The organism is Streptomyces tricolor, from assembly GCF_002155905.1.
Lineage (GTDB): Bacteria > Actinomycetota > Actinomycetes > Streptomycetales > Streptomycetaceae > Streptomyces > Streptomyces tricolor.
The window spans coordinates 1-1,271 of sequence record NZ_MUMF01001000.1 but is presented as its reverse complement, the minus strand read 5'-3'; the positions used below and the strand labels follow the sequence as shown (position 1 = coordinate 1,271).

At 77.8% G+C, this 1,271-nt stretch carries 2 protein-coding genes; both read right to left on the bottom strand.

All coding sequences use genetic code 11. From position 1 onward, the window contains the following. Positions 1-500 (bottom strand): MFS transporter (locus CCN44_RS42295; RefSeq protein ID WP_143650496.1); only part of this gene is annotated, 500 nt, incomplete at its 3' end. Then, positions 497-1,271: ABC transporter permease (locus CCN44_RS42290; RefSeq protein ID WP_143650494.1), on the bottom strand; the 775-nt coding region annotated here is incomplete at its 5' end. The genes CCN44_RS42290 and CCN44_RS42295, both read right to left, overlap by 4 nt.

Sequence of the window (1,271 nt, the reverse complement as noted above, 5' to 3'; positions counted from 1 at the left end):
AGCAGGGGGCCGACGAAGGCGCCCGCCTGTCCGGCGACGGTGAACAGCGCCAGCACGCGGGCGCGCGGCCCGCCGCCCGCCTCCTCCCGCAGCACGGCCTGCCGGGCGACCTCCGACTCCACCGCGGGGGAGAACAGCGCGGCGGCGAACCCGATCAGCAGCACGGAGCCGATCACCGACCAGGTCGCTCCGGCGTACCCGAGCCAGGCGAACCCGGCGACGCGCAGCGCGCACCCGGTGAGGACGACGGGCCGGACGCCGTAGCGGTCGGCGAGGGCCCCGCCCACCACGAACAGCCCCTGCTGGCTGAAGGTGCGCAGTCCGAGGACGACGCCGACCAGCCAGCCCGCCATGCCGATCGCCGTGCCGAGGTGCTCGGCGAGGAACGGCAGCACGGCGAAGAAGCCGATGTTGAAGGCGAGTTGGGTGAGGATCAGCAGCCGCAGCAGCGGGGACAGGGGGGTGTCCGCGGTGCGGGCGGTGGCCGGGAGCGCGCTCACCGGACGGCCAACTGGCCGACGGGGGCCGGGGCTTCGGCGGTACGACGGGACGGGTTCCGGCGTCGCAGGGCGCCCGCGGACGTGACCGCCAGCGCGCCGAGCACGGCGAGGACGGCGGCGGGGGCGAGGACCGCCCAGGGGGCGCGTTCGGCGTAGGGCTGGTTCTCGGCGAGCAGATGGCCCCACTCGGGGGACGGCGGCTGGGCGCCGAGACCGAGGAAGCCGAGGGAGGCGAGGGCGAGCGCGGTGCCGGGCAGGCGCAGCAGGGCGTGCCGGGTGACGGACGGGACGACGGCGGGCAGGAGTTCGTGGCGCAGCAGGTACCAGCGGCCGGCGCCGAGGGCCCGGGTGGCGGTGAGGTGGAGGGCGGCGCGTTCCTGCCGGAGCAGGGCGGAGGTGTGCGCGGCGAGCGGGGCCCAGGCGACCGCGGCGACGGCGAGCGCGGGGGTGGCCGGGCCGCCGCCGGCGACGGCGGTGACCAGCAGTGCGGCGAGCACGGGCGGTACGGCGTTGACGGTGTCGACGAGCGGTCCGGACAGCCGGGGCAGCAGTCCGAGGAGCAGTCCGGCCAGGAGGGTGCCGGCGCTGATGGCGAGGGCGAGCAGCAGGGTGTCCAGGGCGCCGTGGGCGACCCGGGCGAGCAGGTCCCGGCCGAGTGCGTCGGTGCCGAACGGGTGTGTCCGGGAAGGGGGGCGCAGGCGCGCGGTGGTGTCCAGGGCGAGCGGGTCCCGGGGCAGGCCGGCCGCCAGGACCGCGAGCAGGGCGCCGCCG